Origin of the sequence: Pseudoalteromonas sp. MMG022, assembly GCF_021654245.1 — a bacterium.
GTDB classification, from domain to species: Bacteria; Pseudomonadota; Gammaproteobacteria; order Enterobacterales; family Alteromonadaceae; genus Pseudoalteromonas; species Pseudoalteromonas amylolytica.
Window position 1 is genome coordinate 108,775 of sequence record NZ_JAKFZQ010000010.1, and the last position, 19,477, is coordinate 128,251.

The window sequence follows — 19,477 nt, forward strand, 5'->3', positions numbered from 1 at the left end:
GAGGAAAAATCATGCTTGAGGTATATTTAGGCGTAGGGATGTTCATTGCTATCGTTGTTATCTTAGTTTTAGTAATTATTGCAGCTAAATCTAAGTTAGTAGCAAGCGGTGACATCACAATTGGAATTAACGGTGATCCTGAAAAAGGTATTACTACTTCTGCTGGCAGCAAGTTACTTGGTGCTCTATCAGAATCGGGTATCTTTGTATCATCAGCTTGTGGTGGCGGTGGCTCATGTGGTCAGTGTCGCGTACATGTAAAATCAGGTGGTGGCGATATTCTACCAACTGAACTTGATCACATCTCTAAAGGTGAGGCTCGTGAGGGCTGCCGTTTAGCGTGTCAGGTAAACGTGAAAAACGACATGGAAATTGAACTTGAAGAGTCAATTTTCGGTGTTAAGAAGTGGGAATGTACAGTTATCTCTAACGATAACAAAGCGACTTTCATCAAAGAGCTTAAGCTTGCTATTCCGGATGGTGAGTCAGTACCTTTCCGTGCCGGTGGTTACATTCAGATTGAAGCGCCACCACACCACGTTAAATATGCAGACTACGATATTCCTGAAGAGTATCGCCCAGATTGGGAGCGTTTTGGCTTCTTTAATCTTGAGTCTAAAGTGGATGAAGAAACAATTCGTGCATACTCAATGGCTAACTACCCAGAAGAGTTCGGCATTATCATGCTAAACGTACGTATTGCGACTCCGCCGCCAAATAACTTGTCACTACCATGTGGTAAAATGTCATCGTACATTTGGTCACTTAAAGAAGGTGACAAAGTTACTATCTCTGGTCCGTTTGGTGAGTTCTTTGCTAAAGACACAGACGCAGAAATGGTATTTGTTGGTGGTGGTGCAGGTATGGCTCCGATGCGTTCACACATCTTTGACCAGCTTAAGCGTCTTAACTCTAAACGTAAGATGTCTTTCTGGTATGGTGCGCGTTCTAAGCGTGAAATGTTCTACGTTGAAGACTTCGATGGCCTAGCTGCTGAGAACGACAACTTCGTATGGCACACTGCATTGTCAGATCCACAACCAGAAGATAACTGGGAAGGTTACACAGGTTTCATCCATAACGTACTTTATGATAACTACTTGAAAGATCATGAAGCACCAGAAGATTGCGAGTTCTACATGTGTGGTCCTCCAATGATGAATGCCGCAGTAATCAACATGCTTAAAGACTTAGGCGTTGAAGACGAAAACATCTTACTAGATGACTTCGGTGGCTAATTAGGCTTTTAGCACATGATCCAAAACACAGTTTTGAGATAAAATATCAGCCCCAAGGCGCTAGCGTCTTGGGGCTTTTTAATGCATGAAAAGAGCGAACACAGTATATAAAGGGATGAATGTGCGAGCGCTTGCGAATAACTAAATGAACGATAGGATGGAAGATGGCACGTATTTTTTTACCCGTAATGATTTTGCTGACACTGGTCCTAAGTGGATGTGACAACAGTACAAGACATACTTCACAGGCCATAGTGATAAATGGAAAAACTATGGGCACTACCTACAATATTAAGATTTTCCCAGGGGCGCTAGAGCTTGAACAAAATCAGCTTAAAAAGCAGATAGATGACACTCTGGTTGCGGTAAATCAGTCGATGTCTCCTTGGGTTGAAGATTCAGAAATCAATCAGTTCAATATGCTTTCGCAAGGTGAAGTGATGGTAATTAGTGAAGACTTTCGTGCGGTAGTGGCTGAGTCTATACGCCTTGGTAAGTCAACCGAAACACTGGATGTCACGATGGGTCCGTTAATCGATCTGTGGGGCTTTGGTCCTGATAAGCGTCCTACAAAGCGTCCATCTCAGGCGCAACTTGATGATATGCGCAGCCGTATTGGCGTAGATAAGTTGTTGCTGAGCGAACAAGGCTTGGCGAAAACTGTAGATGGCTTAGAGGTATCGTTTTCAGCTACGGCAAAAGGTTTCGGTATAGATAAAGTCGCTGCTTTGTTGGAGCAACTTGGCATTGATAATTACATGGTTGAAATTGGCGGAGAGCTGCGTGTTTCGGGTAGTAAACCGAATGATAAACCTTGGATCATTGCCATAGAGCAGCCTGATGCTCCTATGGGGAAAAGGCAAGTACACCGCGAACTCAAGTTAAGAGATACCGGGATTGCGACCTCGGGTGACTATCGTATCTTTTATGAAATGGATGGTGAAACCTTTACTCATCTAATCGACCCCGCAACGGGCATGCCAGTTAAACATGAGTTGGTATCGGTGACAGTTTTGCACCCATCGGCAATGACGGCGGATGGCTTAGCCACTGCATTGACTGTTATGGGCACTGAGCGTGCCAAGGCGTATGCAGAGCAACATCAGTTGGCGGTGTATCTAATTAGTAAATCAGACCAAGGCCTTATAACTTATGTCAGTGAGGCGTTTAAACCTTATTTGTGACTAGAGAATAAGCGAGTTATAATAAAGTGGTCTTAGACCGTCACAGGCTCAGTACGCTGAGTCCATTTTTATATTTTAGAGGCCAGTACCATGTCACTGTTTTTACTTACCTTTGGTTTGCTTATTTTGATTGTTACAGCAATGGCTGTCGGTGTTATCGTACAAAAGAAATCAATGGCTAGCAGCTGTGGTGGATTAGGTGCTGTTGGCGTTGAAAAGGCCTGCGATTGTGATGACCCTTGTGACAGACGTAAAAAACGTCTGGCGAAGGAACAAGCTTGGAAAGAAAATCAAATTTTGTAAGTCATTGCTTCAGTGAAAATGCGAGCCTCGGCTCGCATTTTTGATCACCAAAACTAGATGTAGTAGACACAGGTGAACCTATGCAGCAAACTTGGTACTTTATCCGTCATGGTCAGCCGCAAGTTACAGGGCACTTGCTTGGGCGCAGTAATGTTGAGTTAAGTAAAGTTGGCTGGCAACAGCTTAGCAAAGCCGTGGAATCTGTGAGCAGTGGCGCGCTTGTTTTTAGTTCACCGTTAAAGCGCTGCAAAGAATTTGCTCAGCATTACGCACAGTTACATGGCTACCAGTTTGAGCTTGATGAGGCACTCAAAGAAATGGATTTTGGGGATTGGGACGGTCAATCTTACGAGTCACTATGGCAGCTCACAACTAAACCAACTCTTGGCCAGTTTTGGCAATCACCTCATTTATATACACCGCCAAATGGTGAGTCTTTACTGGAATTTAAAAGACGCGTCGAACAATGGTGGTGCTTTCAATTAGACAGCAATAGAAGTCCTCACAATGTGGTGTTCACACATGGTGGGGTCATAAAGCAACTCGTGGCATATATTTTACAGATACCGATTAGTAACAGCTGTATATTTAGCGCGCTAGACATTGAATATGGCAAAGTGCTTAAAGTGAAAGTTTACTACGATGAGCAGGATAAAGGTTGGCCAAAAGTTGTATTTTAGACGTCTAGACAGCATAATGGCAACCAACTTTGTTGGTGAATCTTGGGAATGAGTTGCAAATACTCAACTGTCCCCGCAACTGTGAAGGTCCACGCTTGTGGCCAAAGTCAGATACCAAGACCGGCAAAATATACTCTTAGCGGGCGTACTTTGAGTCACATGCAATAATACTTTTCCTAGTGTTCATGTCATTACGTGAATGCGCTATTGTTTGTGCTTACGACTCGCGGTTATGTGTTTAAGGTAAGCATGAATCAGTCAGTACACGCAACGTGCTCTATGTTGGATGTCCAGCAGGTTGGGTTGCAAATAAATCAATCGAATATCCTCAAAGATGTCAGCTTTAGCATCAAAGCTGGGCAGTTTGTGGGCCTACTGGGCCCTAATGGTGCAGGAAAATCGTCTTTATTGAGATGTATCTATCGTTTTATCAAACCAACCTATGGTCAAATTCAGTTGCTTAACGCGCCAATTGAGCGCTACTCAAGGCCGGAATATGCCAAGCAAGTTGCTGTGGTGCTGCAAGATGTACCCGAGCAATTTAATCTCGGGGTATTTGATGTGGTCGCTATGGGAGTGACACCACATAAGCCACTTTTTTCTTCCATAAATCATAAAGATAAAGATGATATTGCCATGGCGCTTGAAAAGGTCGGCCTTTCACATAAATCCAATCAGATGTTCAGTTCATTATCTGGTGGTGAAAAACAACGGGTGATGATAGCCAGAGCGATGGTGCAACAGCCACAATTGTTAATCATGGATGAGCCAACGAGCCACCTAGATGTGAAATACCAAATTCAGATCATGGAGTTGGCAAAGTCGTTGGGCGTGAGCGTATTGGCATCTTTTCACGATCTCAATTTGGCAGCGGCCGTATCAGACCATTTGTTGGTACTTCAAAATGGTGAATTGAAAGCACAGGGTACGCCTTTGCAGGTGCTCACCAGTGAGTTACTCAGTGATGTGTTTGGCGTGTGTGCACAGGTGACTCAAGTGCCTAACGCCCACAGTGAGCAAACATTAGTGCCACACATTCGCTATCACTATGGATATATTCAATGAATAAGTTTGCATTGAGCGCTCTGTCCCTAGCGGTGCTGACTAGCTTTGTATCAGCTTTGAGTCTGGGTGCGATAGCCATTGAACTGTCTGATATTTGGCAAGCTTTACTGTCCTATGATGCTACTAATCTAGAGCAAAAAATCATTATAGAGTTGCGTTTGCCGCGTGCCATATTGGCATTTTTAGCGGGTGGTGGTTTAGCTATGGCTGGTCTTATTTTACAGACAGTTACGCGTAACCCGTTGGCCGACCCATACTTATTTGGGGTGTCATCGGGTGCTTCATTTGGGGTGGTGCTGCTATTTGCATTCACAGGAGTACAAGCGGGCTTAGTACTGTCGGGCGCAGCGTTTGCAGGCAGTTTGTTGGCAATGAGTGCGTTGTTGTTAATTGCTAAAGCACAACTGAATAACCAAGTGGAGTCTATGCTGCTGGCGGGCGTTGCTTTGTCTTTCTTGTTCAGTGCTTGTACTAGCTTGCTGTTGTACTGGAGCGACCCACAAGCGATCACGGCCATTGTATTTTGGACATTAGGCAGCTTCTCGCGCGCTGATTGGCAGACATTATGGTTGCCAGCAATCGTGGTTTGTTTGAGCGTAGGTTGCATGTTGTTATTTCGAAGAACGCTCAATGCCATGCTGTTGGGCGATGAAAGTGCCACAACATTGGGCGTGAATGTGACTAAGTTACGTTTGGGTATGTTGCTATTAAGCTCGTTATTGACTGCGGTATTGGTTGCTATGTGTGGTGGCGTTGGATTTGTGGGTCTAATGATCCCACACATAGTGCGCTTTTTTGTGTCGCAAGCAAGCACCGCAGGTTTACTTATTACTGCTTTGAGTGGTGGGCTATTTATGTTGTGGGTGGATATTGTTGCTCGCACCGTACTTGAGAATCAAGAGTTACCAGTCGGTGTGATCACAGCGGCCATTGGTAGTGTGTTTTTCTTAACTTTGTTGGTGCTACGTAAGCGCACAACAGCCTCAATATAGGAAAGTATATGGGTGAGGTACGTAAATTAGACCTAGAATTTGCGGCGCAAATACAACAGAGAATTGATCTTAAAACAAAACCACTCGGTGCGCTGGGTGATCTTGAGGTACTGGCTAAGCAGTTGGTATTGATCTTTTCTCAAGGTTTGAGCTTAGCGCAGTTTGAGTGCGCACGTTTTACCATTACTCAGCCTCAACTAGTTGTTTTTGCCGGTGACCATGGCATTGCAGCGCATGGGGTATCGATTGCCCCTAGCGAAGTGACAGGGCAAATGGTCGCAAATTTCGCCAACGGTGGGGCGGCTATCAATGTGTTTTGCCGTCAGTTTGACTGGCAACTCAGTGTGGTTGACTGTGGAATCTTAACTACGCCAGAACCCGAGTTAGGCGTTATTTCTCAGCGCCTTGGCACGAGTACTTCGTGCTTTACCACGTCTGTAGCGATGTCACATCAGCAGCTTGAACAAGGTTTGGCTTACGGCAAACAGTTGATAGAAACTAAGCTCAACCATAATTGCAACCTGCTGGCATTTGGTGAGATGGGCATTGGTAACACCAGCTCGGCGGCGGCAATCTTTGCGGCATTAAGTGGCTTGGCTCCGGAGCAAACTGTGGGCAGAGGCACTGGAGTTGATGACGACGTACAGGCCAAAAAGTTGCGATTGATAACGCAAGCTTTGCAATTTCATGGCGAACACTTGAGTACAGCGCGAGATGTTTTACGCTGTTTGGGTGGTTTTGAAATTTGTCAAATGGTTGGTGCCATGCTGGCGGGGGCTCGGCTTCAAAAAGCAATTTTGGTTGATGGCTTTATCGCAACTGCCGCTGCTATGCTGGCAATTGAAATGGAACCAAATTGTCTTGATTACATGATCTTTGCGCATAACTCAGGTGAGCAAGGGCACGCCAAAATGCTGGCTCATTTGCAGGTCAAGCCTTTGTTGAATTTAGAGTTGAGGTTAGGCGAAGGGACCGGGGCCGCACTGTGTCTACCTATATTGCAAAGCGCATTAGCATTTTACAACGATATGGCCAGTTTCTCACAAGCGCAGGTCAATGATGTGGTGAGCGTGTGAACAAAGGTGCTTTTTTGTTGGCCGTGGTATTTCTCACCCGTTTGCCAGTACCAATTAAAGATAAGGTTGATGATTCACAGTTGAACCAAGCTAGCGGTTATTTTTCACTGGTGGGGCTGCTTGTTGGGTTGTTATTGGCGTTTATCTATCTATTACTGCAAAGCATTTTAACCGCTGAAGTCGCGGTCATATTAACACTCGCTACGGGAATATTCGTGACTGGTGCCTTCCATGAAGATGGCTTTGCTGACGTGTGGGATGGCTTCGGTGGGGGTTGGTCGGTTGAGCAAAAGCTCGACATTATGAAAGATAGCCGACTTGGCACATATGGCGTCGCCGCTTTGTGTTTATTGTTACTGTTGAAGTACCAACTGTTGGTTAGCCTTGCTGAGCATGGGTACTGGGTGTGTATTGCGCTTATCTGTGGGCATACCTTAAGTCGAGCTATGGCGACGAGCATAATCGCTCTTTTGCCCTATGTACAACAGGATACGCAAAGTAAAGTTAAGCCAGTTGTTCAAAGCTTATCAAATCATGCTCGAGTGTATTTGTATGGCTGTGCATTAGCTGTGTTGGTGGTTTTTTGGTGTTTTGATTATTTTAGCATTTGGCACTGTGTGGCACTGATTGTGAGCTTAACGGTGATGAGGCGTTTGTGTGTAACTTGGTTTAATCAACAACTCGGTGGATATACGGGAGATTGCCTAGGGGCTGCCCAGCAAATCTCAGAAGTAGTGATTTATATGGTGTGTTTAGCGATATGGCGATGAGCAAAGAGGTTCAGCTGATACTAGGGGGAGCACGTTCAGGAAAAAGCGCGCTGGCGGAGCACAAAGCCAACACTTTACTTACCAGTGGCAAGGTCGAGCAGATTGTATATTTGGCCACAGCACAAGCAAAGGATGATGAGATGCTAAGTCGTATTGCTCATCATCAAGCACGTCGAGATGAACAATGGCAGCTTATTGAAGAGCCTTGGCTTGTGCCTGAACAGTTGATGGCACAGCCTTCACGCTGCTGTGTGTTAGTTGATTGTTTAACGCTTTGGTTGACCTATGGGTTATGTGAAAAAGGGCTGGCAGAATACTTAGCCAAGAAACAGCAGCTGTTGGCAGCTTTGCAAGGTACTTTAGCTGATGTGATCATGGTCAGTAATGAAGTCGGTCATGGCATTGTGCCTATGGGGGAGTTGAATCGTGAATTTGTTGATCAGTCCGGTTGGTTACATCAAGACATCGCAAACATCGCGACCCATGTTGAATTTGTCATGGCCGGATGTAGCTTGAGGCTCAAATAATGGCGAAAACACTGATGGTACAGGGGACCACCTCTGATGCAGGTAAAAGCACACTTGTGGCGGGGTTGTGTCGTGTGTTTGCACGCAGAGGCATGCAGGTTGCCCCTTTCAAACCACAGAATATGGCACTGAACAGTGCGGTGACACCTTGTGGTGGAGAAATAGGGAGGGCGCAAGCGCTGCAAGCGATTGCCGCAAAAGTTGCCCTCAACACGGACTTTAACCCTATATTGCTAAAGCCAAATAGTGATACCGGTGCACAGGTGATCATCCACGGCCGTGCCATTAGCAATATGGAAGCGGCGAAATACCATGACTATAAAAAAGTGGCGATGCAAGCTGTATTGCAATCTCATCAACGGCTAGAAGCACAATATGAGTTGATATTGGTCGAAGGGGCGGGCAGTCCGGCGGAAATTAACTTGAGGGAAAATGATATCGCCAATATGGGCTTTGCCTGCGCGGTTGATTGTCCTGTTATCATCGTGGCGGATATCGACAAAGGAGGGGTGTTTGCTCACCTTGTTGGTACCTTGGCGCTGCTTAGTGAGCAAGAGCAAGCCTTGGTGAAAGGGTTTGTGATTAACCGCTTTCGTGGAGACATAAGCTTATTACAATCAGGTTTGGACTGGCTTGAGGAATATACTGGTAAACCCGTGTTGGGTGTGATGCCGTATTTGCATGCACTTAATCTTGATGCAGAGGATGCCGTAACAATCGAAAACCATGTGGTAGACACACAGTTAAAAGTGAGTGTGCTGCTGTTGCCGCATATTAGTAATCACACAGATTTTGATAGTTTGCGGTTACACCCCAACGTGGATTTAACTTATGTGCGCCATGAACAACAAATAGGCCCAACGGATCTCATCATTATTCCGGGCAGTAAAAATGTGCTCGGTGATATGGCCTTTGTGAAGGCGCAGAGTTGGCAGGCAGAGATAACACGGCATTTGCGTTTTGGTGGCAAATTATTGGGTGTCTGTGGTGGCTTACAAATGTTGGGGCAGGCGATTTATGATCCCGAAGGCATTGAGTCATCACAAAAACAAATCAGTGCGTTAAATCTTGCCCAGTTCACCACCACGCTTAGGGGCAACAAAACTTTAACCCAAGTATCGGGGCAATGTTTGCTGGGTGATGCAGCAACGGCCATCAAAGGGTATGAAATTCACTGTGGTATCAGCGAAGGGAAGGCTTTGAATCGGCCATTTATACGCTTTACTAATCACCCTGAAAATATCACTCAAGATGGTTTTATATCAGATGATAATCAGATTGTGGGTACTTACTTACATGGGCTATTTGATACCCCGGATGCAGCCAATGTGATACTTGCATGGGCCAGTGATGGACGCGTGCAGGCCAATGCATTTGACCTCGCTGCGCATCGAGAACAACAGCTAGAGCGTTTAGCCGATACCTGCGAGCAACACTTGGATATAGATAAGCTGCTAGCCTTAGCATCAAAAGCATAGAGAAAATTAATAACGAGGAATTTATGAGCGACTCAGAAAGTAACAAGAATCAGCAAAAGCATCAGCAAAGGCAGCAAAAAGTTAAGGAACAAGTGGACGCCAAGGTTGCCGCCGCTGACAAAGTGCAAGGCATTTTTCAAGTGATCACAGGTAATGGTAAAGGCAAATCAACCTCGGGGTTTGGGACAGTGGCACGCTGTGTCGGTCATGGTAAGCAAGCGGTTGTGGCACAATTTATCAAAGGAATGTGGGAGTGCGGTGAGCGTAACTTGCTAGAAAAGGCGGGGGTTCCTTTTGCGGTGATGAAAACAGGATTTACCTGGGAGACGCAGAATCGTGAAACTGACACTCAAGCCGCGCAACAAACTTGGCAGCAAGCTAAGGCATGGTTACAAGATGACAGCATTGATTTGGTGATGCTTGACGAACTTACCTACATGGTCAGTTACGATTATATTGATCTTGAGGAAGTACTTCATGCAATCGCACATCGCCCTAAAATGCAGTCAGTGATTGTGACAGGTCGTGGCGCGCATCGAAAACTTACGGAATTAGCTGATACGGTCAGTGAAGTTCGCAATGTTAAGCATGCCTTTGAGTCTGGTATTAAAGCGCTAGAAGGGTTTGACTTCTAATGTTTTATATACGTTTATGCTTAGCTGTCATTGGCTTATCTTTTAGCTGTGGGCATGCCAATGAGGCAAAGCGGATCGTTGCATTGGCTCCTCATATTGTCGAAAACTTGTTTGCCATAGGGGCAGGTGAGCACATCGTCGGCACAGTAGAGTATGCAGATTATCCAGCAGCTGCGAACGACATTGTTCGTGTTGGAGGTCACAATGGCATCATGCTAGAAAAAGTATTGGCATTGAAGCCTGACTTAGTGATTGCTTGGCATTTGGGCAACAAAAAGGATGATCTTGATAAACTCGAAAAGCTGGGTATTCGTGTGATTTTCAGCGATACCAAAGACATTAGCAAGGTTGCAGATGAATTACGCTTATTTGGTACGTTAACTGGCAAAAGCGCGCGGGCAGAGCAACTCGCTCAACAGTTTACGACGCGTTTTAATAACATAAAAAAGCGCTACCAAGGAGCTCAACGATTAAAGGTGTTTTATCAGCTTTGGCCCGAGCCAATGATGACGATAAACCGTAATACATGGATTCATCAGCTATTGGAATTGTGTAGTGTAGATAACGTATTTGCTGATAGCTCAATGAAGTATCCGCAAATCAGTGTTGAAAATGTGCTTAAGAGAAAGCCTGAAGTTATTGTGCTGCCCAATGAAAAAAGCAAAAAGGTGATGCCCACCATTAATTGGCAAGCTTGGCCTGAGATCCCAGCGGTTCAATCTCAACAATTTATCGAGGTAAATGCGGACTTACTGCATCGCTACAGTACACGGGTGCTTGATGGGGTGACGGATATGTGTGATAAAATGCAATTAGCTCGCGCACACTACGATAAAAACTAAAGGAAACCAGCATGACAACTTGGCAAGATGTACTGGGTCAGGAAAAACAGCAAGGCTATTTTCAAGATACACTAAACTATGTGGCGCAACGCCGCAGTGAGGGGGTCACGGTTTACCCACCACAAGAGCAAGTCTTTGAAGCCTTCAAGGCTACGCCGTTTGAAAACGTCAAAGTCGTGATATTAGGACAAGACCCGTATCATGGTCCAAATCAAGCCCATGGCCTGTGCTTTTCAGTGCTTCCTGGTATTAAGCCGCCGCCGTCATTAGCAAATATGTACAAAGAACTGGCGCAGGATATTGAGGGGTTTAGCATTCCTAATCATGGCTACTTATTACCATGGGCTGAGCAAGGTGTATTGCTGCTCAACACGGTATTGACTGTTGAGCAAGGTGAAGCGCACTCCCATAAAAAGTTGGGCTGGGAGCGCTTTACTGATGTGGTCATTGAGCAATTAAACACGCACAGTGACGGTATCGTGTTTTTGTTGTGGGGCGCACACGCGCAGAAAAAAGGTAAAAACATAGATAAGCGCCGCCACCATGTTTTGCACGCTCCGCATCCTTCTCCCTTGTCAGTCCACCGAGGGTTCTTTGGCTGCCAACACTTCTCTAAAACCAATCAGCTACTACAGGAGATGGGTAAGCAACCTATTAACTGGCAGGTTTAGAGCTAGGATAGTGAAGAACATTTGACTTTGACGAACATTAAAAAAGGCTCAAAGGAGCCTTTTTTAATGGTTAAATTTAGATGAATTAGATGAAGTCTAATTCGTCTAAATCTAGGTTGTCTGCGAAGTAATCTAATTCCTGTAGTTCTTTGCGAAGACGCTGTTTATCTTTTAGCGCTTCTATTTCACGCCATTTTCGTTTTTGCTTTTTCTGAGAGGTTCGTTTTTGTATTTCAGGACCTTCTAATATTTCTATTATATCGTCTAGGCTATCCATGAATTTCTCCTATTGATTATTAACCTCAATAACGCTTTTGCGCTTAATTTCGCACGTTAAGCAACTTCGGTATACCACAACTTGCGTAAAAATAAAACACAAATATGTCGATTGAGTTAAAGTAAAGTGACAGTTTGATTAAAATCAACAAATAGGAGGGATTAAAAAACGCCACATGAAGCGGCGTTTTTTTAGGAATTAGTAGGCGCGATTAAAGGGCTTTGAAGCGCGTTTCTAATTCTTCTTGCGCTTGTGCGAAAGCGCGGATACCTTCGGCTAACTTTTCTGTTGCCATGGCATCTTCGTTATGTAACCAGCGGAATTGCGCTTCACTTAATGGTGCAGGTTTTGCCTCTAGGTCATCGTTGCTTTCGAGTAAATAATCAGGTGCATCGGTTAACTCACCTAACTCTTCAAGTAACGCAGGACTAATCGTTAATTTGTCACAGCCCGTAAGTGCGATTATTTCACCCGTGTTTCTGAAGCTTGCACCCATTACTACCGTTTTATAACCATGACGCTTGTAAAACTCGTAGATGCTGCGAACCGACTGAACACCAGGATCGGCAAGTGGATCGGTTGGCTTTTCTAAGCCGTTGGCAACATGCCAGTCTAAAATTCTGCCCACAAATGGAGAAATCAAAAACACGTTTGCATCAGCACATGCGCGGGCTTGAGCTTGGCTAAATAGCAAGGTCAAATTACATTTGATACCCTCTTTTTCTAATTGCTCAGCTGCCTTGATGCCTTCCCAAGTGGATGCAATTTTAATCAGTATCTTGTCTTGGCTCACACCTTCTTTGCGATAAAGCGACAATAAGCTTTTTGCTTTATCAATGGTCGCTTGTGTATCAAACGATAGGCGAGCATCCACTTCTGTAGAGATGTAGCCTGGGACGATATCTGCGATTTCTTTACCAATTAAAACTGCAAAATAATCACATGCAAGCTCTAACTGTTTATCCATGTCTGTGTGTGCTGACTTTGCGTAGTCCCATGCTTTTTGAAGATAAGCTTGATAGGCTGGCATTTCGCTCGCTTTTAAAAGCAGCGATGGATTAGTTGTAGCATCTTCTGGTTGATGCTTACGAATTGCTTCAATATCGCCAGTATCGGCAACGATCGAAGAGTGCTGTTTGAGCCTATCTAGTGCTGATGTCATTGGTTTTCCTCATTCCTATTTGCAGCAAAATTTCGAGAAATCTTAGTGCTCCTATGTTGCAGTACCATGACGGCCATTAATAGGTCAATTGTCCGTATTTATGCGGATAACACTATTAGGTGGGCGTTCACAGTGTATAAAAAGTAGGGACACTTGATTTGAATTGTTGTTATCCCCTATAAAATCAAGGGTTATTCAACACTTGAAGTAAATGGGGGATAGTGTTGAAATTGACATTAAACAAATTTTAAGTCAATAGGCTCACCATGATCACGGTTATCTCACCTGCAAAAAATTTAGACTTTGAAACGCCATCTCATATATCGCATTTTACACAACCAGAATTACTACAGCACAGTGAAGAGTTGATAAAAGTATGTCGCACCTTATCAATGCAACAGGTTGCTAGCTTAATGAAGATTAGTGACAAGCTTGCTGGGTTGAACGTAGCGCGCTTTAATGATTGGTCTGTGCCTTTCACGGCTCAAAATGCAAAACAGGCGGTACTGGCTTTTAATGGTGATGTATATAGTGGGCTGGAAGCCAACACGCTTAGTGAGGATGCGCTTGCTTATGCGCAGCAGCATTTGCGGATTTTATCTGGTTTGTATGGTGTATTAAAACCACTGGATCTGATGCAGGCGTATCGATTAGAAATGGGCACTAAGCTCGACAATCCCAAAGGTAAGAATTTATATGAATTCTGGGGCAGTATTATCGCTCAAAAATTAAATGAAGCGTTGGCACAGAGTAAATCATCACAGTTGGTTAACCTCGCTTCCAATGAGTATTTTAAGGCCGTGGATAAGAAATCTCTTGAGGGTGAGATTATTACGCCGGTCTTTAAAGATTGTAAAAATGGCCAATATAAAGTGATTAGCTTTTATGCGAAAAAAGCGCGAGGGATGATGGCTCGCTATATTATGGAACAGCAAGTGACAAGTCTGGGCACGTTACGAGAGTTTGATATGGCAGGTTACTACTACAGCGAGCAAGCCACGACAAAAGCCAATGAGCCTGTCTTCTTGCGAGAAGAACAAAACTAGAACGATGAAAGCGTGCATTGCACGCTTTTTCAATTTGCTTCCAACCCCCTCCTATTTGCTAAGTTAAGCCATCTGTTTAGACTCGCAAAATGTCATCTTTTCTTTGTTATCTAATGGCTATGATGCCAAGGTAAAAATTTATACTGGCGCATACCAAATACCAGCTGCTCTTCTATACTTGATTAAAATTTAAGTAATTTATGTGTCGTACGGTAACGACAAAAAGGAAATAGTAATGGCTGACAAACCGCGGCATTGTGATATTGACCAAAGTAAGCGCAAGTTACTAAAGGGAGCAGCTGGGCTTGGAGCATGTGGCTTACTCGGGTTTAATGCGCCCTATGTGTTTGCCAAAAAAACACATACTGTTAGGGTGCTTGGCACGCATGTGACCTTACAAGCAGCGCTTAAAGAGCAGGCGCAGAAGGACTTGGGCATAAACCTGTCATTTGAACCTAAGGGGAGTGCTGCGGTATTGCAAAAGGCAGCAATGTCGCCAGAGTCTTTTGATTTGTATGAGCAATGGTCTAATAGTATTAACGTGCTGTGGTATACAGGGTCAATTCAGCCTATAGAAAAGAAGCGGTTACGCTACTGGGATGAAATTAACCCATTGACCAAAACCGGCCGCGTGCAACCGAATGCGAATATTGGCGCCGGAGACGCGCCATACAAATTACTACATGTGCAGCCAGATGGCAGTATTTCAGATAAAGAAACTGATTTTATTAGCTATTTACCTTATGTACACAATGTTGATTCATTTGGCTATAACACCAATATCATCGAACCTGGAATTCCGTACAAAACGGAGAGTTGGGGATGGTTACTTGATAAAAAGTATCGGGGTAAGGTGGGGGTAGTGAATGCGCCAACCATTGGCTTGTTCGATTTAGCACTCGCAGCTCAAGCCCAGCGGCTAATGACCTTCGGTAATATTGGTAATATTACCAATAAGGAGCTTGATCAATTATTTAAAATCTTAAGTGAGTTTAAGCAACAAGGTCACTTTAGTGGTTTTTGGACATCGGTGCCTGAGTCCGTTGATTTTATGAAAAGCAACCGTGTGGTTATTGAAAGTATGTTTTCACCAGCCGTGTCGGCGCTTAATGGCCAAAATGTGCCAGTGATTTATGCCGCACCGAAAGAGGGATATCGGGGCTGGCATGGCGTAATGTGTTTGTCTTCACATACACAAGGTGCGGTGAAAGATGCAGCATATGAATACATGAATTGGTGGTTGTCGGGTTGGCCTGGTGCCTTTATTGCGCGTCAGGGGTATTACATTTCTAACCCGCAGAGGGCAAAAAACTACTTGTCAAAAGATGAATGGGATTATTGGTATGAAGGCTTGCCCGCGGCAAGTGACTTAGCAGGGACTGATGGCCATTTGTCTGTGAAAAAGGGAGAGGTACGCACTGGAGGCAGTTATCTGAAACGTTTTAGCAATGTGGCGGTTTGGAATACGGTCATGCCCAGTTATGACTACAGTTTGCAAAAATGGTATGAGTTCATTAACTAGTAGGAGAGAGATATGAGGTTTTATCGCTCTCTGACATTTCAACTGGGCTTTGGTTTATTGTGTATTGGGTTGATGGCGCTAATATCAGCCTACTTAACTGACATAAGCTATCAGCTGTTAGAACAGCGCGATACGGAAATTGAGCAATCCAGTCAAATGGCAGAAATCGCTCATGATCTTGAGCTTGATGTCATTGACCTGCAGCGTAATGTACTCATCTACAAACAGTCGGCAAGTTTGGTTACGATGAATCGCAGTCAAGCGCTTATAGAAACGATCGAAAGCACATTGTTAAGACTTGAGCAGTCGCCCAATCGCACTGAGGAGGGGAGTGATATGATTAGGCGGATGCGTACTCACGTCAATGACTATCGAGATAATTTATTGATGGTTATTTCGGGTAGAGAAAAGCGCCAGTCTTTATATCAAGATGAGTTACTGGGTTTGATTAATCATGCACAACAAGCCATAGATAAAGACGTTGATGCAAACAACCGAGCACTTATATCATCTCATCTGCTTAGTGCTCACAATTCGGTACTTGCCTATCTGAATACACAAAGTGCAGAACATATTAGCAAATTTGACGCTCAAATATCCGCGGCAAAAGCAAAACTTAGCCAGTTAAATAAACCAACCGTAGCGGATCATTTTCAAAACATTCATTTGGCCTTTAGAAAGCTACATCAAACCATTCGTGGTTATTTGTATTTAACCAATGTTGTTTTAACGGGCAGTGCCAACGAGATATTACATCTATCTTCAAAGCTGCGAGAACTCGAAGAGCAGGAGATGCGCGCAAGAATTGTTGCGGCAAGACAAACCATGCACTCGCTGCAACAGCGTAGCGAGCTCTTCATCCTATTGAGTATGCTATTGGTTGCTGTGTATGCCGCGTTTTTAATTCTCAGGGTGATTAGACCAATTCGCACTTTGACTGCACTGTTTCAGCGACTCAGCAATAATTTACATGTCGCCGATATCCCCTATTTAAAGCGCTCAGATGAAATCGGCCAACTGTCACTCGCGGCCAGTGTATTCCATAAAAAGAATATTCAAATAACTGAGCTATTCGAACGGACAAAAGAGTTAGTAGTAGAGCAAAAAGAACTCAATAAGGAATTGGATATTAAGCGTCAGGAAGCTGAGCAAGCAACCGTTTCAAAAAGTTTATTTTTGGCAAATATGAGCCACGAAATCCGCACCCCAATGAATGGCATTATCGGACTGGTTGAACTTATGAAAAAATCTGATTTGCAGGAAGAGCAGCGCGAATGTCTTGATAAAATTGATTATTCAAGTGGTGTGTTAATGTCGGTGATCAATGACATTTTAGACTTTTCTAAAATCGAAGCCGGTAAACTTGATATTGAAGAAAAGGAGTTTGCACTTGATAAGATGCTTGAGAACATCCTTGCGTCAGTTAGCCTCAGAGCCGCTGAAAAGAATTTATATCTTAGGTGCTTATGTCCAACCGAATTAAGCCATTTTGTTGGCGACGAAGTACGTATCACGCAAATTATCTTAAATTTATGTAACAACGCCATTAAATTTACTTCGATAGGCGGGATAGACATACGATTGTCAGCGCATGGTAGTGCAACCGGTGAAGTGATCCTCAGTATAGAAGTTGAAGATACGGGTGTCGGTATGTCACAACAACACCAACGAGAGGTGTTTGAGCGGTTTTCTCAGGCAGATGTATCAACCAGCAGAAAGTATGGCGGTACAGGTTTGGGGCTGGCGATTGTTAAGCAGCTTTGTGAGCTGATGCATGGCAGTATCAGCGTGCGCTCTCAACCAGACAAGGGGTCGGTTTTTTCGGTCTTATTAAGGTTAAAACCGGCACAACATCAGGAGATATTAAAACTTCCCGAGTCAAATAATTTAGCAGTGACTTTGATATATCATAGCCACGACACGAGACCGCTCAACCTTGTCAGTGAATATTTTACGGTTAATAATTGTAAGGTCAATTACTTACAGTTGGGTAAGTCAAAGCACATATCTCAGCAGCAAATTGCCAGTAAACACGTGGTCTTGATGTTAGATCACGAACTATCTAAGACATTAAGCCTGTCAGATATGGCAATGCTACAGCACTATTGTGAAAAGCTATGTGTTGTTATTGATAAAAGAGATACGGTATTGCTTACCCGAGCAGGGATTGCTGACGATGTATTGGTCATGGAAATGCCATTTACTTACGTGACCTTCTATGACTATTCATGCAAGTTGTTTGGTCTGCGCAATGGGAAAAAGCAAGTTCATGTAGAGCCAGAAATAGAACTGAATTTACGTGGTCATATTCTGTTAGTTGAAGACAATGCCGTGAACCAGATGGTCGCTAAAAAGCTCTTAAATAATTTGGGGCTTGAGGCGGATATCGCCGAAGATGGCAAACAAGCAATCAATAAGTTAAGTAACACACCGTATGCATATGATCTCGTTTTAATGGACATACAAATGCCAGTAATGGATGGTTTTACAGCTACTGAGTGCATCCGCAAAGAACTAAAATTGAATATTCCAATATGTGGTTTGTCTGCTAATGCAATGTCTGAAGACTTTGACAAAGCTATTGCACATGGGATGGACAATTTCCTAACCAAACCGATAGAAATGGACAAACTCAAGGCGGTCTTATTACAGTATCTTCATTGACAATCAAACAAAGCCTAAACTCAACGTGCTACAAGTGAGTTTAGGCTGCATTACGAAAGAGAGGTTACTTCTTTTTCTTTTGCTTAGCTTTAAGCTTTTTCTTTGCTTTGATTTTTACAGGGTCTTTTTTCTTTTTTGGGAGCTTAGCTTCTTTGTGTTTCGGTTCTATCCCTTTGATCACTCTACGCTTAAGACTTTGCTCCGTATAACGTTCAACTTTAGCCAGTATTGCCGCATCATGGGCTTCGACTAAAGAGATGGCTGTGCCTTTTTTACCAGCACGGCCAGTTCTACCAATACGGTGTACATACACATCAGCAGTTCGTGGCATGTCAAAGTTAATAACATGCGTAATGTCAGGCACATCAATACCACGAGCGGCAACATCGGTGGCGATCAAAATGCGAGTTCTACCACTGTGGAAGCTGGCCATCGCTGCCATACGTTTGTCTTGCGGCATTTCACCACGAAGCCAAGTTGTTTTAATGTCGTTGGCGTAAAGTTCGCCGACCAACTGCTCCAATCGCTCGCGAGTCTTTACAAACACAATGGCTTTTTGTACTTCTTCTTCATTTTGTAGCAGGTGGGTGAGCATAGCGAGTTTGTGTTTGTAGTCATCCGCCAAATGCACCCACTGATGGATTTTGGCTTTTTCTTTTCGAGATGATTCAGCTTCTAGCAGCGCGGGATCATTAAGAATACGCTCGGCAAACAACTCAACACTATCACCTTCCAATGTTGCAGAAAACAAGAAACATTGACGGCGATTCTTTGCTTCATCACAAATACGCAGCATCTCTTTTTTGAAGCCCAAATCAAGCATTCGGTCTGCTTCATCTAAGATCAGTAATTCTACATTCTCGGCGTGGAAGTTTTCAGTCTCTAAATACTCCATTAGGCGCCCAGGTGTGGCGATAAGAATATCATTGTTTTTTTCAAAAATTTCCTTGTGGCTACCGTAGTTAATACCGCCTGTTACAACCCCTATGCGTAGATGAGTGTGTGCAGCAAGTAACTGACACTGCTCATGTACCTGATAAGCCAGCTCGCGAGTAGGTGCCATGATCAGCACGCGTGCGAATCCCGGGTCGCGGCGAGGAAAATCTAGCAAATACTGAATCGCAGGGATCAAGAATGCAGCGGTTTTACCGGTACCAGTGGGTGCTGAAGCTAAGATATCGCGACCAATTAAGGCTTCAGGTATCGCAAGTTGTTGAATGCTGGTGGCTGTTTCAAAGCCCATTTTGTCAATGGCGGCCAAAACTTTGGCATCAAGATCGAATTCAGAAAATTGCATAGCGCATCATAAATAAAGGACAATGTGCGCAATTATACGCGCGATGGC

19 protein-coding genes and 1 riboswitch are annotated in these 19,477 nt (G+C 44.0%); of the genes, 16 read left to right on the plus strand and 3 right to left on the minus strand.

Annotated elements, in window-relative coordinates; translation table 11 throughout:
- Nucleotides 1-11: 11 nt before the first annotated feature.
- The 13 genes from nqrF (at nucleotide 12) to ung (ending at nucleotide 11,461) form a co-directional block, all read left to right on the plus strand.
- Entirely contained in the window at nucleotides 12-1,238 is a 1,227-nt protein-coding gene (gene nqrF / locus L1070_RS11235; protein ID WP_237125611.1) for an NADH:ubiquinone reductase (Na(+)-transporting) subunit F, read from the plus strand.
- Between the two features lie 164 nt (nucleotides 1,239-1,402).
- On the plus strand, nucleotides 1,403-2,422 hold the full coding sequence (locus L1070_RS11240) for an FAD:protein FMN transferase (RefSeq protein WP_237125612.1): 1,020 nt from the start codon (nucleotides 1,403-1,405) through the stop codon (nucleotides 2,420-2,422).
- 90 nt (nucleotides 2,423-2,512) lie between these two features.
- Entirely contained in the window at nucleotides 2,513-2,725 is a 213-nt protein-coding gene (gene nqrM / locus L1070_RS11245; protein ID WP_070983823.1) for a (Na+)-NQR maturation NqrM, read from the plus strand.
- Nucleotides 2,726-2,805: 80 nt separating this feature from the next.
- On the plus strand, nucleotides 2,806-3,405 hold the full coding sequence (locus L1070_RS11250) for a histidine phosphatase family protein (protein WP_237125613.1): 600 nt from the start codon (nucleotides 2,806-2,808) through the stop codon (nucleotides 3,403-3,405).
- Nucleotides 3,406-3,417: 12 nt separating this feature from the next.
- A riboswitch (cobalamin riboswitch) is annotated at nucleotides 3,418-3,549 on the plus strand.
- A 135-nt stretch (nucleotides 3,550-3,684) separates the two neighbouring features.
- Nucleotides 3,685-4,470 carry an ABC transporter ATP-binding protein gene (locus L1070_RS11255; RefSeq protein WP_237125642.1) on the plus strand — a complete coding sequence of 262 codons (786 nt, stop codon included), beginning with the start codon at nucleotides 3,685-3,687 and terminating at the stop codon, nucleotides 4,468-4,470.
- Nucleotides 4,467-5,462, plus strand: a complete 996-nt coding sequence (locus tag L1070_RS11260) for an iron ABC transporter permease (RefSeq protein WP_237125614.1) — start codon at nucleotides 4,467-4,469, stop codon at nucleotides 5,460-5,462. Before L1070_RS11255 ends, L1070_RS11260 begins: the two co-directional genes overlap by 4 nt.
- 8 nt (nucleotides 5,463-5,470) lie before the next feature.
- Nucleotides 5,471-6,538 (plus strand): nicotinate-nucleotide--dimethylbenzimidazole phosphoribosyltransferase, encoded by a 1,068-nt coding sequence (gene cobT / locus L1070_RS11265; RefSeq protein ID WP_237125615.1) that lies wholly within the window; start codon nucleotides 5,471-5,473, stop codon nucleotides 6,536-6,538.
- The gene (locus L1070_RS11270; RefSeq protein ID WP_237125616.1) at nucleotides 6,535-7,308 is read left to right on the plus strand and encodes an adenosylcobinamide-GDP ribazoletransferase; all 774 of its coding nucleotides are present in this window, start codon (nucleotides 6,535-6,537) and stop codon (nucleotides 7,306-7,308) included. Before cobT ends, L1070_RS11270 begins: the two co-directional genes overlap by 4 nt.
- Nucleotides 7,305-7,835: a bifunctional adenosylcobinamide kinase/adenosylcobinamide-phosphate guanylyltransferase gene (gene cobU, locus L1070_RS11275; RefSeq protein WP_237125617.1), complete on the plus strand. Its 531-nt coding sequence runs from the start codon at nucleotides 7,305-7,307 to the stop codon at nucleotides 7,833-7,835. Before L1070_RS11270 ends, cobU begins: the two co-directional genes overlap by 4 nt.
- Nucleotides 7,835-9,313, plus strand: a complete 1,479-nt coding sequence (locus tag L1070_RS11280; RefSeq protein ID WP_237125618.1) for a cobyric acid synthase — start codon at nucleotides 7,835-7,837, stop codon at nucleotides 9,311-9,313. The genes cobU and L1070_RS11280 overlap by 1 nt, the downstream gene beginning before the upstream one ends.
- Nucleotides 9,314-9,336: 23 nt before the next feature.
- Nucleotides 9,337-9,948: a cob(I)yrinic acid a,c-diamide adenosyltransferase gene (cobO, locus tag L1070_RS11285; RefSeq protein WP_237125619.1), complete on the plus strand. Its 612-nt coding sequence runs from the start codon at nucleotides 9,337-9,339 to the stop codon at nucleotides 9,946-9,948.
- Nucleotides 9,948-10,790 carry a cobalamin-binding protein gene (locus L1070_RS11290; protein ID WP_237125620.1) on the plus strand — a complete coding sequence of 281 codons (843 nt, stop codon included), beginning with the start codon at nucleotides 9,948-9,950 and terminating at the stop codon, nucleotides 10,788-10,790. The genes cobO and L1070_RS11290 overlap by 1 nt, the downstream gene beginning before the upstream one ends.
- Before the next feature lie 11 nt (nucleotides 10,791-10,801).
- Nucleotides 10,802-11,461: a uracil-DNA glycosylase gene (gene ung / locus L1070_RS11295; protein WP_070983832.1), complete on the plus strand. Its 660-nt coding sequence runs from the start codon at nucleotides 10,802-10,804 to the stop codon at nucleotides 11,459-11,461.
- An 85-nt stretch (nucleotides 11,462-11,546) separates the two neighbouring features.
- On the opposite strand, the gene L1070_RS11300 is transcribed toward ung, so the two are convergent.
- Both L1070_RS11300 and tal read right to left on the minus strand, forming a co-directional pair.
- On the minus strand, nucleotides 11,547-11,738 hold the full coding sequence (locus L1070_RS11300) for a DUF3545 family protein (protein ID WP_070983833.1): 192 nt from the start codon (nucleotides 11,736-11,738) through the stop codon (nucleotides 11,547-11,549).
- 211 nt (nucleotides 11,739-11,949) lie between these two features.
- Entirely contained in the window at nucleotides 11,950-12,900 is a 951-nt protein-coding gene (tal, locus tag L1070_RS11305; RefSeq protein WP_237125621.1) for a transaldolase, read from the minus strand.
- 266 nt (nucleotides 12,901-13,166) lie between these two features.
- On the opposite strand from tal, the gene yaaA reads away from it, so the two are divergent.
- The 3 genes from yaaA to L1070_RS11320 all read left to right on the plus strand — a co-directional run bounded on the left by yaaA (nucleotide 13,167) and on the right by L1070_RS11320 (nucleotide 18,132).
- Complete coding sequence (yaaA, locus tag L1070_RS11310) at nucleotides 13,167-13,946, plus strand: peroxide stress protein YaaA (RefSeq protein WP_237125622.1); 780 nt, start codon at nucleotides 13,167-13,169, stop codon at nucleotides 13,944-13,946.
- A 262-nt stretch (nucleotides 13,947-14,208) separates the two neighbouring features.
- Nucleotides 14,209-15,468: an extracellular solute-binding protein gene (locus L1070_RS11315; RefSeq protein WP_237125643.1), complete on the plus strand. Its 1,260-nt coding sequence runs from the start codon at nucleotides 14,209-14,211 to the stop codon at nucleotides 15,466-15,468.
- 12 nt (nucleotides 15,469-15,480) lie between these two features.
- Nucleotides 15,481-18,132, plus strand: a complete 2,652-nt coding sequence (locus L1070_RS11320) for an ATP-binding protein (protein WP_237125623.1) — start codon at nucleotides 15,481-15,483, stop codon at nucleotides 18,130-18,132.
- A gap of 64 nt (nucleotides 18,133-18,196) precedes the next feature.
- On the opposite strand, the gene srmB is transcribed toward L1070_RS11320, so the two are convergent.
- On the minus strand, nucleotides 18,197-19,429 hold the full coding sequence (gene srmB / locus L1070_RS11325; protein WP_237125624.1) for an ATP-dependent RNA helicase SrmB: 1,233 nt from the start codon (nucleotides 19,427-19,429) through the stop codon (nucleotides 18,197-18,199).
- Between the last annotated feature and the right edge of the window lie 48 nt (nucleotides 19,430-19,477).

Coding starts and splice junctions, on each gene's coding strand:
- L1070_RS11290 (WP_237125620.1), top strand. CDS start 9,948: ATGTTTTATATACGTTTATGCTTAGCTGTCATTGGCTTATCTTTTAGC.
- ung (WP_070983832.1), top strand. CDS start 10,802: ATGACAACTTGGCAAGATGTACTGGGTCAGGAAAAACAGCAAGGCTAT.
- L1070_RS11260 (WP_237125614.1), top strand. CDS start 4,467: ATGAATAAGTTTGCATTGAGCGCTCTGTCCCTAGCGGTGCTGACTAGC.
- tal (WP_237125621.1), bottom strand. CDS start 12,900: ATGACATCAGCACTAGATAGGCTCAAACAGCACTCTTCGATCGTTGCC.
- nqrF (WP_237125611.1), top strand. CDS start 12: ATGCTTGAGGTATATTTAGGCGTAGGGATGTTCATTGCTATCGTTGTT.
- L1070_RS11250 (WP_237125613.1), top strand. CDS start 2,806: ATGCAGCAAACTTGGTACTTTATCCGTCATGGTCAGCCGCAAGTTACA.
- cobT (WP_237125615.1), top strand. CDS start 5,471: ATGGGTGAGGTACGTAAATTAGACCTAGAATTTGCGGCGCAAATACAA.
- cobO (WP_237125619.1), top strand. CDS start 9,337: ATGAGCGACTCAGAAAGTAACAAGAATCAGCAAAAGCATCAGCAAAGG.
- cobU (WP_237125617.1), top strand. CDS start 7,305: ATGAGCAAAGAGGTTCAGCTGATACTAGGGGGAGCACGTTCAGGAAAA.
- srmB (WP_237125624.1), bottom strand. CDS start 19,429: ATGCAATTTTCTGAATTCGATCTTGATGCCAAAGTTTTGGCCGCCATT.
- L1070_RS11300 (WP_070983833.1), bottom strand. CDS start 11,738: ATGGATAGCCTAGACGATATAATAGAAATATTAGAAGGTCCTGAAATA.
- yaaA (WP_237125622.1), top strand. CDS start 13,167: ATGATCACGGTTATCTCACCTGCAAAAAATTTAGACTTTGAAACGCCA.
- L1070_RS11280 (WP_237125618.1), top strand. CDS start 7,835: ATGGCGAAAACACTGATGGTACAGGGGACCACCTCTGATGCAGGTAAA.
- L1070_RS11240 (WP_237125612.1), top strand. CDS start 1,403: ATGGCACGTATTTTTTTACCCGTAATGATTTTGCTGACACTGGTCCTA.
- L1070_RS11320 (WP_237125623.1), top strand. CDS start 15,481: ATGAGGTTTTATCGCTCTCTGACATTTCAACTGGGCTTTGGTTTATTG.
- L1070_RS11255 (WP_237125642.1), top strand. CDS start 3,685: ATGTTGGATGTCCAGCAGGTTGGGTTGCAAATAAATCAATCGAATATC.
- nqrM (WP_070983823.1), top strand. CDS start 2,513: ATGTCACTGTTTTTACTTACCTTTGGTTTGCTTATTTTGATTGTTACA.